Raw genomic sequence first — 16,086 nt, 5'->3', positions numbered from 1 at the left:
GCGGCCACTCCCTCGCGGGGGTGGCCGCCCTTCGGCGTGTCCGGGTCCGGTCCCGTCGGTCCGCGCTAGTGCGACGGATACAGGTACGGCTCCAGGGCCCGCAGACGTGTGGGGCTGTCGGGGTGGGTGGACAGCAGTCTCGCCAGTCCGCCGGGCTCCTTGAGCTTGCGGCCCTGCGCCGCGGCGTGCGCCTTCGCCGCGTCCTCCTCGGCCTGGAAGTGGTACAGGACCTCCGCCATTTCGCGGGCGAAGCCCAGGGCGGCGGCCTGCTGGTCCGCGCGGAGCTCGCCCAGCCGTCCCGCGTAGGCGAGGAGGTAGGGCGCGATGACGAGGGGGATCGTGATGTACCAGGCGACGACGAACCCGGCGACCACGAACATCCCCATGAACAGGACCAGGAGGCCCGTCGCGGCGAGCGAGAACACACCGGCGACGGCGAGCGCGATCCTGGCGATCCCCCGGGTCAGCGCCCAGGCGATCCGGCCGGGCAGCGAGTACCAGTAGCCGAGGAGTCCGGCCCAGGCGTGACCGCCGGTGTGATGGCCGAGCTCGTGGGCGAGGACCGCGGCGAGGTTGCTGCTCGGGATCCGGTTCAGCGCGTAGGTGGTGACGCCGACGACATGGCCGGCGGCCGCGACGGCGTTGAGGTCGTCGCTGTTCTCCACCATCAGCTCGTAGGTGTGCGCCTCGATGCCCGCGCGGGCGGTGACCTCGCGCCAGACGGGTTCCAGGCGGGCCCGCTCCTCGGCCAGCGGCGCCCGCAGCTTGAGCACGCGCCGGGCGAACAGCAGCTCGGTGGGCCGGTGGAACACGAGGGCTCCCGAGGCCAGCCAGGCCAGTACGACCAGCCAGCCCAGCGCCGTGCCGAACAGCGGTACGGCGATCGCGGTGACCACGGCGAGGCTCACCAGGAAACCCGGGATCTGGGTCGCCAGCTGTCCTATCGCGGTGGCGTCGGCGCCCCGCTGATGGGCCGCGACATGGACACGGGAACCCTGGTGGCGGTAGTCGAGATCGTCGGGCCCGGTGGCGGGCCGTGGCACGAAGGGGGCGGGCCCCGGGACGTGACCGGGATACCCGGGGGCCGGGGACGGTGTCCCCTGTTGGTGCGGCGCGGGGGTTGCCGGCGGGTACGCCCACTGCGGCGGCGCGGCCTGGGGGTGAGGGGCTTGCGGATACGCGGCCTGGGGGTGAGGGGCCTGGGGATACGCGGGCGGGGGCACGGCGGCTCCCGGGTACTGCGGTGGGGCAGCGGCCGTTCCGGGGTACTGCGGTGCGGGCGCGGCGGCTCCCGGGTACTGGGGTGGCGGAGTGGCCGCGCCGGGATACCGGGGCTCCGGCGGCGTCGGGCCCGGGGGTGGCTGGGTCATTAGGTGCTCCTTCGAGTGCGGGGACGTCAGCCGACGAGCAGCGCGGTGGGCAGCAGTGCCGTACCGGCGCAGAAGGCGATCAGGCCCGTGCGGATCCACTGGTGCTTGCGGGCGGCGATACGGCTGGTCTCGACGAGGGCCGCCGAGAGTCCGGCGGCGGGGTCACGGTCGGTGTCGGCCAAGGCGGTGGCCAACTGGCTCTCGCGTGCGGCCTGTTGGATGTCGCCGAAGTAGCACAGCGGCCGGCCGGGGGCCCAGGTGCCACTGCGGTAACGGGGCAGGACGGCGAGCAGCAGTGCGAACAGGGAGAGCGCCAGAGCCGCGGCCCCGGCCCACCACAGGGCGGTGCCTGCGCCGGACAGGGCCCTCGGTGTCCAGTCGCGCCCGGCCAGCAGGGCGCTGAACACCCCGGCCGTCGTGCCGAGGGCCGCGACCAGCACGGACGCCTTGCTGTCGGCGCGGGCGATCTCGCCGCGCAGCTCGGTGAGCAGCCGTTCGGCGGTACGGGCGCCGAGTGCGGGCGTGGTGCCCGGAAGGGTGCCGGGACCGGTCACGCGGGCCCACCCTCCGGCGCGTCGTTCGGCGGAGCGACGGGAGCGGGCCCGCCCGACGCGCCGGGCGGCGGCGGGACCGCGGGGGCCGGTCCGGCCGCGGCATGGGGCGAGGCGCCGTACGGGGCGGCCGCGGGGGCCGGGGCACCGAACGGCGGCTCGGTCGCGTACCGCGGCACAGGAGGCGGGCCCTGCGGCGCGGCACCGTACGGTTGTACGGGAGGCGGCGGCGTCTGACCGGCGCTCACGTGACCGCCGGCGTAAGGAGGCTGACCCGTGTACGGAGACTGACCGGCGTACGGAGGCTGGTCCGCGTACGGCTGCTGGGGTACCTGCTGCGGCGCCGCTCCCGGGTACGGCGGCTGCGGAGGGACGTAGGGCTGCCCGGGAGACGCGCCCGGGGGCAGCGCCCCTTGTCCGTCCCGCGGCTCCGGCGGCGCCTGCTGCTGCTCGATCAGGTCGTCGACGGCCCGCAGGGTCGAACGCGCCGACTCCGCCTTCTGGTAGTCCTCCAGGCTGTCCCCGGCGATGAGTTCCAGCTGCGCCCTGATGATGGACAGCTGGTCCTTCTGGATGGAGCCGACGACCAGCTGGGTGTCCTCGGGATGCTGGGCGAGGTGCAGCGCCCAGGCGCCGACGCCGCCGTGCTGGAGGTGGTACTGGTAGAAGTTGATCTTCTCGGCCACAAGCTGGTGGTTCTGCTGCTGGCGCAGCACGTCCCACTCGTGCTGGAGCCGGGCCTGACGGAGCCGGAACTCGTGCTCGGGGTCCAGCATCTCCGACTCGTAGCGCAGGCTGCGCTGCCGTTGCCGGTGCGCGATCGCCTCGTCGTCCAGCCGCAGTCGTACGACACACGTCACCGCGAGACCGGTGCCCGCCGCGAAGCCGCCTGCCGCGACCGCCTGTTGGACGGCCCGCTCGGCGGACGGACTGTCCTCGACGGCGAAGCCGCGGCTGACCGGCCGGGCGAGCCGGTGCAGCTCACGCGTCAGCCGTGTGGGCACGTCACGCTCACCGCTCGCCACATACGCGACCGGGTCCGAGACCCGCCAGGTCAGATCGGCCGTGGCGCCGAAGGAGAACGCGTCGTCGTCGCTGGGCAGTTCCAGCTCCAGCTGCACGGGATGGCTGCCCATGTCCACCTCGTACACCGAGGTGTAGCGGCGGGCCGCCGCGTCCGAACGACTCGGCCGGTGCGGCGGGACGAACACGTCGTAGGCGCCCTTGGCGGTCACGAAGACCAGGGCGTGGTCGATCGCGGTGACCGGCCTGCGGGCTGTGTAGTCGAAACGCGCGATCGGACGGACGGTGAGCACCGGGTCGATCAGCGTCGTGTGCCGGTCGGCGTCCTGCTGCCACTCCGGCTGACGGCGGAACTCCGCCATGGTTCAGCTCCTCGATGGATCCGTAGGGGAGGGGACGAGTACGCCGAGCAGCCGGTCGGCGATCGGTGGGCGCGGGCCGCCGTCGGGGGCACGCAGCGCGAGCAGCTCGTGGGCAAGGCGCCGGTGGTCGTCGGCGGTCACCACCAGCGCGGGCAGCAGGAACTCCAGCGCCTGGGCCGCGTCGGTCCGCCGCTCGGCGACGTGCACCCAGGTGTGCAGGGCGTTCAGGGTGGCCCGGGTGTGGGCGCGGTCGCCGAGTGCGGTGCGCCAGAGGGTGGCCAGGTCGCGGGCCGAGTCGGCCTCGTACATGCCGGTGTCGGCGTACCACTCGACGAGTGCGCCCTCCTCGCCGTTGTCGCAGGCGCGGACGAAGGCGCCCAGCGCGAGCGCGCGGACCGACGCCGTGTCGTGGTGCAGCAGCCGCACCAGCTCGGAGAGCATCTCTCCGCGCCGCGCGCCCACCGAGAGCAGCAGGGCGGTGGACTCGACGAGGTTGTTCTCCTCCGCACGACTGCTGTCCCCGGCACGGGCGCGGGTGGCGAGCGCGCTGAGCGCGGGCCCCGCGAGGTCCGGACGCAACGGGGTGAGCAGGCCGAAGGCGCGGATCGCGGTCCAGCGGCGGGCCCAGTGGGAATCCGTGCACCACCGGGTGAGCAGGCGGAGGACGACGGGCGCGTCGAGGAGCTGCGCGAGCGTGAGCGCATTCGCGGCGGTGACCCGGGGGCCGAAGGACTTCGAGACGGCCCAGCCGTCGATCAGCAGTGCCACCGCCGACGGCAGGTCCGCGTGCGCGAGCAGCGCGGTGGCCGCCGCGGCCCTCGTCCGCACGACCGGACGGGCGTCGCGGGCCAGCTCCTTCAGCCAGGCCACCAGTGCGGGCCGGGCCGAGGGGTGGCCCGTCCACACCTCGGTGAGCAGCACGCGCGGTGTGTCCTCCTTGCGGAAGTACGCCGTGTACTGGGGTACGGACCCCCATTCGGTCGCCTCGGCGCGCAGCTCGCCCGTGGCTCGGGCCCGCTCCAGGCGGGTCTCGGCGGAGAGCCCGAACAGCGGGATCTCCGGCGGCTGTTCGGGATGCTGCAAGCGCTGGAAGTGGACGTACAGCCGGTCCGCGAGTTCCGCCGCCAGGACGTACGGCGCCTGGTCGAAGACGGCCAGCGAGATCAGGAATGCCTTGTCCCGCAGAGTGGTCTCCGGGTCGCTCAGCCATTCCCGGCACTGCTGCTCCACCGCGGCCTGACCGAAGTCCGCGAGCCGCGCCTCGGCCTCCTCGCTGCCGTCGTAGCCGGCCACTTCCACGGCGAACCGGGCGGCTTCCGCGGGACGGTGGGCGTCCCGGGACAGGAAGTCCCGTACGGGGCCCAGGTCCAGGAGTGCCTCCACCTCGGTGACGGACCGGCCGGTGCCTCCGGCGCGCGGGCCGGACAGATGGGCGCGCAGTACGGCGGCCGGCTCGGGCGGCTCCCAGAGCACGGGCGTGGTCCCGAGCAGGAACGGGGAGTTCTCGACGGTCACCACCAGGTACCCGTCGACCTTCCTGAGCTGGTCGCGGGCCGCGTACAACTGGGCCTCCCGCAGCGGCCGGTTACGGCTGAGCGGCAGGTCGCGCAGGACGTGGCCGCCGGGGGAGAAGGGCCACGCGCCCAGCGCCGCCGGGCTCGTCTCGGAGGACAGCGCGTGCACGGCGGGGACACCGATGCGGTGCAGAAGCATGAGCGCCGCGGCGTTGCGCCCGGTCGAGTGGGCGCCCGACAGCACGAGGACGCGTTCCTCACGCAGGCGTGCCAGGGCGGGGGCGAAGGCGGGGCCCTCGGCGAAGACGTCGGCGAGCGTGTCGAGCCGCTGCCGGGGGATCTCGCCCGAGGCGTGCGCCGCCGGGGCGGCCGGGCCGTGGTGATGGATCTCCGTCTTGCCGCCCATGAACACGTCGCGGGCGGACCCGCCGGCGGACACCCCGTGCTGCGCACCGCCGACCAGGCTGCCGCCGAAGGAGGCGGCCTCGCCGAAGATGAAGCCCGGGGTGTGCGCGACGAGTTCGCGCTGGGCGGCCCGCGCTTCCTGGGTACGTTCCTCGGGCTCGCCGACGTCGTGGCGGTCGTGCACCGGGTCCGGCTCCGCGGGTCCCTCCGGGGCCGGCGCTCCGTCGGGTCCCTCCCGCCCGGTCGGACCGCTCGGCACGGTCCGTGCTCCCGGCTGGCGCGCGTCCGCCGGTGGTACGCCGTCGGGGGCCGGTGCCGGGGGTGGGGGCACCGTCACGCGGACTCACCCCCGGACCCGCCCTGGTGCACGTCTCCGGTGACCTGGCCGCCGGAGACGCCGTGCTGGTCCCCGGTGACGAGGCTGCCGCCGAAGCGGGGGGCGCCGCCGTTGAAGTTGAAGACCACGCCTCCGGGGGCCGGAGCCGCGGGGGCTGCCTGCGGTGCGGGGATCCCGGTTGCGGGGGTTCCGGTCTCGGGCGCGGCCGCGCCCGGCGCCGGGCTCTCCCCCGAGCCGCCCGGCGCCGGGACTCCCCCCTTCTCACTGTGGTCGTGGTCGCCGTCCGCGTGCGGTACCGGCCCGTGCAGCCAGGCCCGCAGCGGGCCGTTCTTGCTGTCCACCGTCACCGGGTGGAAGTCCTGCGCCGGGATGCCGTGATGGCCGTGGCGCACGATCCCCTGGTGCACGCCCTCCGACACGCACAGCGCGAAGTCGTCCGGCCGTTCCCGCAGGGCGGCGCGCAGCAGGCGGGCGTCGAGGAGACGGCAGGCGTGGTTCAGGTCGGAGCCGACCCAGCCGTCGTGGTCGTCGACGGCGACGTACCCGGTGGCGACGACACCGCGCAGACGGATCTGCGCGGAGCTCGACGCCATGCGGTTGACCGAGCGGAGCTGGGCGGGGACCTCGGTGAGCAGGGCGCGCAGCAGCGCCGTGACCGAGGCGTTGGCGTCGATCAGCTCCATCACGGAGTCGCCGCGGTCCGCGCGGAGGCGGAGCCGTTCGTCGATGCCCGCGCTCTCCAGGACACGGTCGGTGATGTCGTAGAGCATGCGCCGCAGGTAGGCCTGCTCGACGTCGTCCCGGTCGCTGTACTTCTCGATGTCGAGCAGGAGGATCGTCCGGCTCACGGGGTCGGTCATGGTCGCCTTCCGGTGGGTGGCATCGCCAGTCATGCAGCGTGGCGGTGCGCCCGGGGCGGGTGTGAGGACGGATTGCCCAGTCGAACTGTGACCGTGTGCACAGAAGGGGGCTGGGGGCGAGCCACCGGACCCAGTTCCGGCCCGTCCGGTCCGGCCCGTCCGGCGTTCGAGGACGAGGCCGTCCAGGCCGCTGCGGGGGCCTGGGGGCGGCAGCCCCAGGACGACGGGACGGGTAGGGGCGGAGGTGGTGAATCACCGCACCGCCACGTACGCCGGGTGCCCTGGACCCGACCGAAGCCGCACGTACCGGGGCCCAGGCCCCCGGACGAGCTGCCACGCACCGGGTGGTAGCCGGCCCCCTCCGCAACAGCCGCACGAGCCGGGGGAGCGCCCGCGGCCCCGCCCGCATGCGCCGGACGGCCCGGAGGCCGAGGCAGCCCCTGGTCAGCGGCCGGCGATGCGGCGGAGTACGTCCATGCGGACGATGACCATGGCGCGGCGGCCGGTCACCACCGCTCCGCGCTCGCGGAGTTCCTTGAGCAGGCGCTGCACCATCTCGCGGGACGCCCCCACGGAGCCGGCGAGCTCCTGCTTGCTGAGGGGGACCGAGAGTTCGATGCCCTCCTCGGTGCGGTGGCCGTTGGTGCGGGCCAGGTCGAGGAGAAGGGCCGCGAAGCGTTCGCGGACGCTCATGGAGGCGAACTCCAGGCGGCGGCGGTCGGCAGCGCGGGTGCGGTCGGAGGTGAGACCCAGGAGCGCGAAGGAGACGGCGGGCGAGCGGGCGAGGAACTCCGTGAAGTGCTCACGGACGACGGCGACGGTGCGGACCGGCTCCAGCGCGGTGACCGTGGCCGACCGGGGACGCCCGGTCAGCGCGGCGGACTCGCCGATGATGTCGCCGGGCCCGCGCAGCGCGAGCAGCGCCTCGTATCCGTTGGCGGCGGCAGCGGTGACCTTCGTCCAGCCGTGCGTCACGATCAGCACGTGCGAGGACGGCTCGCTCTGGTGCAGCAGAACCGTCCGGGGCACGAAGGAGAGCTCGTGGCCGAGGGCCAGCAGGGCCGAGCGGTCCTCGCCCTCCAGCCGCGCCAGGAACGGCACCCGGTCGTCCAGGCCCTCGTCGCCGGGTAAGTGCGCAGTCGTCATGAATCCCCCGTCCCCCGATCGGCTCTGCGGCCGATGCACAGCAACCGATCAACGTACTCATCCGCTGCATGCCGGGTGCGGCGAATCGGGGACATTCACCGGTGGGCGACGCCATACGTCAGGAAGAAGCCCGAGCACAAGCGGGAGAAGTCCGGCGTGTCGGGCCCCACGGCATTTGTTTTGACCGAAGTCCGTGAGGTAGGTACGCTCAGACCTTGTGCCTGGGGTGTGCCCTGGCCCCCGTGCGTGCCTTCAACCGCAAGGGGTGCCGTGCGCGGCCACCGTAATCTGCGCCGTTTTCGCCTCGCGGCGGAAGTCAGCAGTTTCGACACACCCGACCGCGTGGGTCGGTGACGTTCCAGGTTAGCTTCACCATTCGGCACACAGAAACCGGAGAAGTAGTGCCTACGATCCAGCAGCTGGTCCGTAAGGGCCGGCAGGACAAGGTCGAGAAGAACAAGACGCCCGCACTCGAGGGTTCCCCTCAGCGTCGTGGCGTCTGCACGCGTGTGTTCACGACCACCCCGAAGAAGCCGAACTCGGCCCTGCGTAAGGTCGCGCGTGTGCGTCTGACCAGCGGGATCGAGGTCACCGCTTACATTCCGGGTGAGGGACACAACCTGCAGGAGCACTCCATCGTGCTCGTGCGCGGCGGCCGTGTGAAGGACCTGCCGGGTGTTCGCTACAAGATCATCCGTGGTTCGCTTGACACCCAGGGTGTCAAGAACCGCAAGCAGGCCCGCAGCCGCTACGGCGCCAAGAAGGAGAAGTAAGAATGCCTCGTAAGGGCCCCGCCCCGAAGCGCCCGGTCATCATCGACCCGGTCTACGGTTCTCCTCTTGTCACCTCCCTGATCAACAAGGTGCTGCTGAACGGCAAGCGCTCCACCGCCGAGCGCATCGTCTACGGCGCCATGGAGGGCCTGCGCGAGAAGACCGGCAACGACCCGGTCATCACGCTGAAGCGCGCTCTTGAGAACATCAAGCCGACCCTCGAGGTCAAGTCCCGCCGTGTCGGTGGCGCCACCTACCAGGTGCCGGTCGAGGTCAAGCCCGGCCGCGCCAACACCCTGGCGCTGCGCTGGCTGGTCGGCTACTCCCGCGCCCGTCGCGAGAAGACCATGACCGAGCGTCTGCTCAACGAGCTTCTCGACGCCTCGAACGGCCTCGGTGCGGCCGTGAAGAAGCGCGAGGACACCCACAAGATGGCCGAGTCCAACAAGGCCTTCGCGCACTACCGCTGGTAGTCGCTACCCACATCGAGACCGAGAGAAGACTGAAGCCTTATGGCTACCACTTCACTTGACCTGGCCAGGGTCCGAAACATCGGGATCATGGCCCACATCGACGCGGGCAAGACGACCACCACCGAGCGGATCCTCTTCTACACCGGCGTCAGCTACAAGATCGGTGAGGTCCACGACGGCGCTGCCACCATGGACTGGATGGAGCAGGAGCAGGAGCGTGGCATCACGATCACCTCTGCTGCCACCACCTGTCACTGGCCGCTTGAGGACAACGACTACACGATCAACATCATCGACACCCCGGGCCACGTCGACTTCACGGTCGAGGTGGAGCGCTCGCTGCGCGTCCTCGACGGTGCCGTCACGGTGTTCGACGGTGTCGCCGGTGTCGAGCCGCAGTCCGAGACGGTGTGGCGTCAGGCCGACCGTTACGGCGTGCCGCGCATCTGCTTCGTGAACAAGCTGGACCGTACCGGCGCCGAGTTCCACCGCTGCGTGGACATGATCTCGGACCGCCTGGGCGCCCAGCCGCTCGTCATGCAGCTTCCGATCGGCGCCGAGGCCGACTTCAAGGGCGTCGTGGACCTGGTCCGCATGAAGGCGTTCGTGTGGTCCGCCGAGGCGGCGAAGGGCGAGATGTACGACGTCGTCGACATCCCGGCCACGCACACCGAGGCCGCCGAGGAGTGGCGCGGCAAGCTGGTCGAGGCCGTCGCGGAGAACGACGAAGAGATCATGGAGCTCTTCCTCGAGGGCCAGGAGCCCACCGAGGAGCAGCTGTACGCCGCGATCCGTCGCATCACCATCGCGTCCGGCAAGTCCAACGACACCACGGTCACCCCGGTGTTCTGTGGCACCGCGTTCAAGAACAAGGGCGTTCAGCCCCTGCTCGACGCGGTCGTGCGCTACCTGCCGACTCCGCTTGACGTCGAGGCCATCGAGGGCCACGACGTGAAGGACCCGGAGCTGGTCGTCAAGCGCAAGCCGTCCGACGACGAGCCGCTCTCCGCCCTCGCGTTCAAGATCATGAGCGACCCGCACCTGGGCAAGCTCACCTTCGTCCGGGTCTACTCGGGCCGCCTGGAGTCCGGCACCGCCGTGCTGAACTCCGTCAAGGGCAAGAAGGAGCGCATCGGCAAGATCTACCGCATGCACGCGAACAAGCGTGAGGAGATCGAGTCGGTGGGCGCCGGCGACATCGTCGCCGTCATGGGCCTGAAGCAGACCACCACCGGTGAGACGCTGTCCGACGACAAGAGCCCGGTGATCCTGGAGTCCATGGACTTCCCGGCGCCGGTCATCCAGGTCGCCATCGAGCCCAAGTCCAAGGGTGACCAGGAGAAGCTGGGTGTCGCCATCCAGCGTCTCGCGGAGGAGGACCCCTCCTTCCAGGTTCACTCGGACGAGGAGACCGGCCAGACCATCATCGGCGGTATGGGCGAGCTGCACCTCGAGGTGCTGGTCGACCGCATGCGCCGTGAGTTCAAGGTCGAGGCCAACGTCGGCAAGCCGCAGGTCGCGTACCGCGAGACGATCCGCAAGGCCGTCGAGCGCGTGGACTACACCCACAAGAAGCAGACCGGTGGTACCGGTCAGTTCGCCAAGGTGCAGATCGCGATCGAGCCCATCGAGGGCGGCGACGCCTCGTACGAGTTCGTGAACAAGGTGACCGGTGGTCGCATCCCGAAGGAGTACATCCCTTCGGTCGACGCCGGTGCGCAGGAGGCCATGCAGTTCGGCATCCTCGCCGGCTACGAGATGACGGGCGTCCGCGTCACGCTTCTCGACGGTGCCTACCACGAGGTCGACTCCTCCGAGCTCGCGTTCAAGATCGCCGGTTCGCAGGCCTTCAAGGAGGCCGCGCGCAAGGCGTCCCCCGTGCTCCTTGAGCCGATGATGGCCGTCGAGGTCACCACGCCCGAGGACTACATGGGTGAGGTCATCGGCGACATCAACTCCCGCCGTGGCCAGATCCAGGCCATGGAGGAGCGGGCCGGTGCCCGCGTCGTGAAGGGCCTCGTGCCCCTCTCGGAGATGTTCGGCTACGTCGGAGACCTCCGCAGCAAGACGTCGGGTCGCGCAAGCTACTCGATGCAGTTCGACTCCTACGCCGAGGTTCCGCGGAACGTCGCCGAGGAGATCATCGCGAAGGCCAAGGGCGAGTAACGCACCCCGTTTACACGCTTTAGGCTTGACACCGAACGCCGGGGTTCCGACCCCAGGGAAGAACCCCGGCGGGCGGCACCCCAGCAAAGATCACCCTGGCGCCGATGAGTAAGGCGTACAGAACCACTCCACAGGAGGACCCCAGTGGCGAAGGCGAAGTTCGAGCGGACTAAGCCGCACGTCAACATCGGCACCATCGGTCACATTGACCACGGTAAGACGACCCTCACGGCCGCCATTACCAAGGTGCTGCACGACGCGTACCCGGACCTGAACGAGGCCTCGGCCTTCGACCAGATCGACAAGGCTCCTGAGGAGCGCCAGCGCGGTATCACCATCTCCATCGCGCACGTCGAGTACCAGACCGAGACGCGTCACTACGCCCACGTCGACTGCCCCGGTCACGCGGACTACATCAAGAACATGATCACGGGTGCGGCGCAGATGGACGGCGCCATCCTCGTGGTTGCCGCCACCGACGGCCCGATGCCGCAGACCAAGGAGCACGTGCTCCTGGCCCGCCAGGTCGGCGTTCCGTACATCGTCGTCGCCCTGAACAAGGCCGACATGGTGGACGACGAGGAGATCCTGGAGCTCGTCGAGCTCGAGGTTCGTGAGCTTCTCTCCGAGTACGAGTTCCCGGGCGACGACCTGCCGGTCGTCAAGGTCTCGGCGCTCAAGGCCCTTGAGGGCGACAAGGAGTGGGGCCAGTCCGTCCTCGACCTGATGAAGGCCGTCGACGAGAACATCCCGCAGCCCGAGCGTGACGTCGACAAGCCGTTCCTGATGCCGATCGAGGACGTCTTCACGATCACCGGTCGCGGTACGGTCGTCACCGGCCGTATCGAGCGTGGTGTCCTCAAGGTCAACGAGACCGTCGACATCGTGGGCATCAAGCCGGAGAAGACCACCACCACGGTCACCGGCATCGAGATGTTCCGCAAGCTGCTCGACGAGGGCCAGGCCGGTGAGAACGTCGGTCTGCTGCTCCGCGGCATCAAGCGCGAGGACGTCGAGCGCGGCCAGGTCATCATCAAGCCGGGCTCGGTCACCCCGCACACCGAGTTCGAGGCCCAGGCCTACATCCTGTCCAAGGACGAGGGTGGCCGCCACACGCCGTTCTTCAACAACTACCGTCCGCAGTTCTACTTCCGTACGACTGACGTGACCGGTGTTGTGACCCTCCCCGAGGGCACGGAGATGGTCATGCCGGGCGACAACACTGAGATGAAGGTCGAGCTCATCCAGCCCGTCGCCATGGAGGAGGGCCTCAAGTTCGCCATCCGTGAGGGTGGCCGGACCGTCGGCGCCGGCCAGGTCACCAAGATCAACAAGTAAGTTGATCCGACCTGGTAGCTCCTGACAGAGCTCCTGGAAGGGCCCGTACGACTTCGGTCGTACGGGCCCTTCCGCTGTTCTCTCCGTCCCGTCTACCAGGCGATCGGCAGGGCTTTTGGACCGCGGATCATCGTGCGCCGCCGGAACGGGACCTCGTCCGGGGGTACGGCCAGCCGCAGTCCGGGCAGGCGCTCCAGCAGGGTGTCGAGCAGCAGCTCGATCTGCATGCGGGAGAAGACGGCACCCGTGCAGTAGTGCGGGCCGTTGCCGAACGCCATGTGCGCGCCGGCGTCCCGGTCGACGTCGATGAGGTCCGGATCCGGGAAGACCGACGGATCGCGGTTGGCGGCCAGGTAGGACACGTAGACCGGGTCGCCCTTGCGGACGCGGACGCCCCCGATCTCGACGTCCTCCAGGGCGATGCGGGGGAGGCCCACCGCGGTGCGGTGCGGGATGTAGCGCAGCAGTTCCTCGACGACGGCCGGGCGCGACGCGGGGTCCTCGCGCACCCGCTCCAGCAGTTCGGGCCGGGTCAGCAGCAGGAAGAACATCTGGCCGCTGTTGTGGGTGAGCGCCTCACCGCCGATCTGCAGCGGGCCGGCGACGCTGACAGCCTCCTCGTGCCGCAGCTCACCGCTCTTCACCGCCGCGCCGAGCAGCGACAGCACGTCCTGGCCGCCACTGTCGGCGCGGTCGCGGACGGCCTGCGCGATCCAGCCGAACAGGCCCTTCTTGGCGCGCTCGGAGGCATCGGCGCCGCCCGCGGTGGAGATGATCTCCTGCGTCCAGTCGTGCACCTTGCGGCGCTCGTCGGCGGGGACGCCCATGACCTCGCACACCACGGAGATCGGGAAGGGTTCGAGCACCCGCTCGACCAGGTCGGCGGGCGGCCCGTCCTGGACCATCGCGTCGACCAGCTCGTCGAGCATCTCCTGGGCACGGGGGCGCAGCCGCCGTACCGCGCTCACCGTGTAGGCGGTCGAGGCGGCGCGACGGAGCCGGTTGTGGTCCGGCTGGTCCGCCCAGGCCAGCGCGCCGGGCCGGGGCGCGAAGTGCGGCGCCAGCCGGGTGAACTGCCGTACGGACGCCTCGGCGCGGCTGAACCGCGCGTCGTTCGTGATCATCTTGACGTCGTCGTAGCGCGTCGCCAGCCACGCCCAGTCCTCCTCCCCGTTCGGCAGCCGGATCCGGGTCAGCGGTCCCTCCCGCATCAGCTCCGCGAGCACCGGGTCGAAGTCGGTCGCGTTCGTCCCGACGTCCGGCCAGTCCCGCACGGGAGGAAGCGACCCCTCGTCGGGCTGTCCGTCGGGCGGTCCGGCCAGGGTGGTGGTGTCTTCTGCCATGGGTCCACGATCGAGTGCCCTGCGGCGCGCTGTCGCGGGGGAGTGCTCCAGACGGATTTCCTACTCCGGGCGTCAGCCCTCCGGGTAGCGCGGCAGGTCCTCGGTCGAGATCGTCCAGTCGGCGATGGTGACGTCCTCGCCGTACACGAAGTCCTTGCGGGTGGCGTAGCGCGGGCCGATCGGTGTCTCGTGGATGTCGGAGAGCACCGCGCCCGAGCCCGTGCGTGGATCGAAGATCACGTACAGCGGAATACCCAGCAGGGGGTAGTCCCGTACTTTGCCCACCCAGTCGTTGTCCGGACTGGAGCAGGAGACGACTTCGACGGCGGCGATGAGCGTGCGGGGGTCGAAGGAGCCGTTCCCCTCCATGTCGGCCTCGGCGATCAGCATCACGTCGGGGTGACGCATGATGCCCTCGGGTACGTCCTCCACGTCCGGTGTGCCCGTGTGAGCCACGAGGTCCTCCGGCATGACCTTCTCGAGGCGTTTCCGGAGGCGCAGCGCGGTGAGTTCGTGCTGCTTCACGGGCGACGCCATGTCGTGGACGATCCCTTCCTTGGTGATCTCGAACTTGCCGGGAAGGGTGTCGTCCATCGACTGAACGAACTCCCGCATCGTCCGGTACAGGTGGTGGGTGTCCCGCCGCGCGTCGTCCGGGGCGATGCTCATGGCGTGCGCTCCAGCGCTCCTCGTCGTCTCTGCCCAGGGGCAAGGGTCGTCACGTTCATGCTAGGCGGCCTCCATGACGTCGGGGTCGGTGCGGCAGTCGCGGCAGTGGCCCGGTTCGGGGGATCTGAAAGCGCGGTCGCAGGTGTCGCAGGTCTGGAAGGGGTGCGGGCGGGCCGGGGCTGGACGGCAGGGGGGCGGGAGCAGCCCTGTCAGGCGGTGGGCCAGGAGCGCGGCCGGGTGGCGGAGCGGTTCATGGGGGAGACCCGCGGTCAGCGTGCGCTGCACGGCTTCCGGGGCGACGCCGCGTTCCAGCCAGGCGGCGACGGCCGGGGCAAGGCGGCGCACGTCGCGCTCGGCGAGCAGCAGGCGGGAGTCGTGGCGGTGCAGGTCGCCCAGAAGGGCGGTGGCGGTGCGGTGGCGGGGAAGGTCTTGGCTGCGGGGTTCGGGGAGTGGGGGCTTGGGACGGCGGGGCTCGGGAGGTGTGGGAGCGGGCGGGGGCGGCGCTTCCGGTGGGGCTTTGGGAGCCGGGAGTACAGGGGCGGGCCCCGCTGGGGGAGCCGGCGCGGGTGTGGGTGCGGGCTCTGGGACCTCTGGGACGGGTAAGCCCTTCGGCTGGTTGTACGACACCGTGTGCGTCACGATCCGGCCGCTGGGCAGACGCTCGCGGCTCCTGGCCAGGTAGCCGTACGCCTCCAGCTCCCGCAGGGCCGCCGCGATCCGGGTCTCGCCCTCGGGAAAACGGTCGGCGAGCGCCTTGATGCCGACGCGGGCACCGGCGGGCAGTGACTGGATGTGGGTGGCGAGGCCGATCGCCGTGAGGGACAGCTCACGGTGCTGAGCGAGGTGGTTGCCGATGACCGTGTAGCGGGTGGTGTGGCGGACGTTGACGTGGGCCACGCCAGAGCTGGGGCCGGTGCTGGCGGCCGCCGGGCGGCCGGTCACAGTCGGGTCAATCGCCCCGGGAACGGGGGACTGGGCGCGCGAGGGCGCGCTAGGGTTTTGCCTGTCCACCGGGAAGGGGTGCTTTCTTCCTCGGTGGTCAGGCCCTCGATCGGGATGCCAGTCCCGGCCGGGGGCCGTCGCATGTCTGCGGTGCGCAGAGCGGTGTGCGGTTGTCGCGGCGAGCATATGCCCGACAACCGGCGATGAATCCGGGCGAGTTGGTGATCGCCACTCGTACGGGTGACGGGCGGCGACGGGGAGGTTGGTGGGGTTGGGCGGGGGATTTCCCTCGGGGATTTGAAGACGTGATGTCGCGTGCCGCCGCGTCCCCGTTCACCGTGACGCGATGGACCGCGACCCGGCCGGTACGAGGGTCAGCTCGGCCCAGACGGTCTTGCGCGGGGCGGGCCCGGGCGTCGTGCCCCAACGGTCGGCGAGCGCGTCCACGAGGAGCAGACCTCGGCCGGACTCGGCGTCGGGCGCTGCCGTGCCGACCCGGGGGAGTCGGTCGCCCCGGGTGTCGGTCACCTCGATGCGGAGGGTGTCGCCGACGACGTACAGCGAGAGCCGGAAGTTCCGGCCGGGCACGCGGCCATGGGCCGCCGCGTTGGCCGCCAGCTCGGCCACGATGTGCTCCGCCGGGTGCAACGGGAGCTCCCAGGAACGGAGTTGCTCGGTGGCGAGCAGCCGGGCCAGGCGGGCGCCGCGTGGCGTGGGGGACAGCAGCAGGCTGAAGTTGCGGACGGGTTCGACGAGTTGGGCGGCAGGCCCGGCGGTTTCCTGATTCACGTCACTCAGCGTGGCGGAGCGTGCC

Annotated in this window: 14 protein-coding genes; 4 read left to right on the top strand and 10 right to left on the bottom strand. The window is 71.0% G+C overall.

Annotation, left to right across the window (positions count from 1 at the left end; all coding sequences use genetic code 11):
- Window positions 1–65: 65 nt before the first annotated feature.
- From ACZ4IF_RS33450 to ACZ4IF_RS33425, 6 genes are all read right to left on the bottom strand, one after another.
- Complete coding sequence (locus ACZ4IF_RS33450) at window positions 66–1,043, bottom strand: M48 family metalloprotease (protein ID WP_467569671.1); 978 nt, start codon at window positions 1,041–1,043, stop codon at window positions 66–68.
- 353 nt (window positions 1,044–1,396) lie between these two features.
- Window positions 1,397–1,924: a Pycsar system effector family protein gene (locus ACZ4IF_RS33445; protein ID WP_467569669.1), complete on the bottom strand. Its 528-nt coding sequence runs from the start codon at window positions 1,922–1,924 to the stop codon at window positions 1,397–1,399.
- Window positions 1,921–3,306 carry a PE-PGRS family protein gene (locus tag ACZ4IF_RS33440; protein WP_467569666.1) on the bottom strand — a complete coding sequence of 462 codons (1,386 nt, stop codon included), beginning with the start codon at window positions 3,304–3,306 and terminating at the stop codon, window positions 1,921–1,923. Before ACZ4IF_RS33440 ends, ACZ4IF_RS33445 begins: the two co-directional genes overlap by 4 nt.
- A 3-nt stretch (window positions 3,307–3,309) precedes the next feature.
- Window positions 3,310–5,409 carry a hypothetical protein gene (locus tag ACZ4IF_RS33435; RefSeq protein WP_467569663.1) on the bottom strand — a complete coding sequence of 700 codons (2,100 nt, stop codon included), beginning with the start codon at window positions 5,407–5,409 and terminating at the stop codon, window positions 3,310–3,312.
- A 149-nt stretch (window positions 5,410–5,558) separates the two neighbouring features.
- Window positions 5,559–6,422, bottom strand: coding sequence for a hypothetical protein (locus tag ACZ4IF_RS33430; RefSeq protein ID WP_467569661.1), 864 nt, complete (start codon window positions 6,420–6,422; stop codon window positions 5,559–5,561).
- Between the two features lie 444 nt (window positions 6,423–6,866).
- Window positions 6,867–7,568: a Crp/Fnr family transcriptional regulator gene (locus ACZ4IF_RS33425; protein ID WP_467569659.1), complete on the bottom strand. Its 702-nt coding sequence runs from the start codon at window positions 7,566–7,568 to the stop codon at window positions 6,867–6,869.
- A gap of 401 nt (window positions 7,569–7,969) precedes the next feature.
- Here ACZ4IF_RS33425 and rpsL point away from each other — a divergent pair, with 401 nt between their 5' ends.
- The 4 genes from rpsL (at window position 7,970) to tuf (ending at window position 12,318) form a co-directional block, all read left to right on the top strand.
- Window positions 7,970–8,341 (top strand): 30S ribosomal protein S12, encoded by a 372-nt coding sequence (gene rpsL, locus ACZ4IF_RS33420; protein WP_003948652.1) that lies wholly within the window; start codon window positions 7,970–7,972, stop codon window positions 8,339–8,341.
- A gap of 2 nt (window positions 8,342–8,343) precedes the next feature.
- Window positions 8,344–8,814 (top strand): 30S ribosomal protein S7, encoded by a 471-nt coding sequence (rpsG, locus tag ACZ4IF_RS33415; protein WP_003998848.1) that lies wholly within the window; start codon window positions 8,344–8,346, stop codon window positions 8,812–8,814.
- Window positions 8,815–8,853: 39 nt separating this feature from the next.
- Complete coding sequence (fusA, locus tag ACZ4IF_RS33410; protein ID WP_467569656.1) at window positions 8,854–10,980, top strand: elongation factor G; 2,127 nt, start codon at window positions 8,854–8,856, stop codon at window positions 10,978–10,980.
- Window positions 10,981–11,124: 144 nt separating this feature from the next.
- Entirely contained in the window at window positions 11,125–12,318 is a 1,194-nt protein-coding gene (tuf, locus tag ACZ4IF_RS33405) for an elongation factor Tu (RefSeq protein ID WP_028805102.1), read from the top strand.
- Window positions 12,319–12,410: 92 nt separating this feature from the next.
- On the opposite strand, the gene ACZ4IF_RS33400 is transcribed toward tuf, so the two are convergent.
- The 4 genes from ACZ4IF_RS33400 to ACZ4IF_RS33385 all read right to left on the bottom strand — a co-directional run bounded on the left by ACZ4IF_RS33400 (window position 12,411) and on the right by ACZ4IF_RS33385 (window position 16,061).
- On the bottom strand, window positions 12,411–13,661 hold the full coding sequence (locus ACZ4IF_RS33400; RefSeq protein ID WP_467569652.1) for a cytochrome P450: 1,251 nt from the start codon (window positions 13,659–13,661) through the stop codon (window positions 12,411–12,413).
- A gap of 72 nt (window positions 13,662–13,733) precedes the next feature.
- The gene (locus ACZ4IF_RS33395; protein WP_467569650.1) at window positions 13,734–14,330 is read right to left on the bottom strand and encodes a Uma2 family endonuclease; all 597 of its coding nucleotides are present in this window, start codon (window positions 14,328–14,330) and stop codon (window positions 13,734–13,736) included.
- A 60-nt stretch (window positions 14,331–14,390) separates the two neighbouring features.
- Window positions 14,391–15,341: a helix-turn-helix domain-containing protein gene (locus tag ACZ4IF_RS33390; protein ID WP_467569647.1), complete on the bottom strand. Its 951-nt coding sequence runs from the start codon at window positions 15,339–15,341 to the stop codon at window positions 14,391–14,393.
- 264 nt (window positions 15,342–15,605) lie between these two features.
- A complete protein-coding gene (locus ACZ4IF_RS33385; protein WP_467569644.1) occupies window positions 15,606–16,061 on the bottom strand; it encodes an ATP-binding protein in 456 nt (151 codons plus the stop codon).
- Window positions 16,062–16,086 lie beyond the last annotated feature (25 nt).

Source organism: Streptomyces sp. NPDC025784 (genome assembly GCF_055558435.1).
This window is presented reverse-complemented; position numbering and strand designations above follow the sequence as displayed.

Excerpts from the sequence above, each read along its gene's own strand:
- ACZ4IF_RS33430 (WP_467569661.1), bottom strand. The coding sequence starts at position 6,422 with ATGACCGACCCCGTGAGCCGGACGATCCTCCTGCTCGACATCGAGAAG.
- ACZ4IF_RS33400 (WP_467569652.1), bottom strand. The coding sequence starts at position 13,661 with ATGGCAGAAGACACCACCACCCTGGCCGGACCGCCCGACGGACAGCCC.
- fusA (WP_467569656.1), top strand. The coding sequence starts at position 8,854 with ATGGCTACCACTTCACTTGACCTGGCCAGGGTCCGAAACATCGGGATC.
- ACZ4IF_RS33440 (WP_467569666.1), bottom strand. The coding sequence starts at position 3,306 with ATGGCGGAGTTCCGCCGTCAGCCGGAGTGGCAGCAGGACGCCGACCGG.
- ACZ4IF_RS33395 (WP_467569650.1), bottom strand. The coding sequence starts at position 14,330 with ATGAGCATCGCCCCGGACGACGCGCGGCGGGACACCCACCACCTGTAC.
- rpsG (WP_003998848.1), top strand. The coding sequence starts at position 8,344 with ATGCCTCGTAAGGGCCCCGCCCCGAAGCGCCCGGTCATCATCGACCCG.
- ACZ4IF_RS33425 (WP_467569659.1), bottom strand. The coding sequence starts at position 7,568 with ATGACGACTGCGCACTTACCCGGCGACGAGGGCCTGGACGACCGGGTG.